Below are 446 nucleotides of genomic sequence, written 5' to 3'. Positions count from 1 at the left end.
ATATAGTTTAGGCGGTTCTTTATCGAAGATATTATCGATACGAGCACGGATTGATAATGCATCATTGATAAAATACCCGGCAGATAAATCCCATACTAGCCAGTCATCAACATCGCGTTTTAACTCATCATTAAGCTCGCCAAGTTTTTCTAACTCGTCAATTTCACGGCCACGCAGCCCTTCAATATCATCCTCATAGCTACTGGTATAATTGGCCCCGAGATTTATGTAATAAGTTTTGGTATCCCAATCGATAGAGAATCTGCCAACATTTTCAGGGTAGCGATAAGTGCCGATTAGCTTTTCGATTGCATCTGAACCGGGTTTGTTTCGCTCAAACTCTAAATAGTGTGTACCATCGAAAGCGAGTGTTAAGTTGCCTGTTGCAAAAAGAAAACGATGATCGAACTTAAAGTCGATACCCGCTAAGGTTTGTGTGCCGGTAT

At 41.0% G+C, this 446-nt stretch carries 1 protein-coding gene; it reads right to left on the bottom strand.

All coding sequences use genetic code 11. From position 1 onward, the window contains the following. Nucleotides 1–446 (bottom strand): TonB-dependent receptor domain-containing protein (locus tag E0L37_RS21415; RefSeq protein WP_133493639.1); only part of this gene is annotated, 446 nt, incomplete at both ends.

This window comes from Alcanivorax sp. 24, from assembly GCF_004360225.1.
Taxonomy (GTDB): domain Bacteria; phylum Pseudomonadota; class Gammaproteobacteria; order Pseudomonadales; family Alcanivoracaceae; genus Alloalcanivorax; species Alloalcanivorax xiamenensis.
This window is presented reverse-complemented; position numbering and strand designations above follow the sequence as displayed.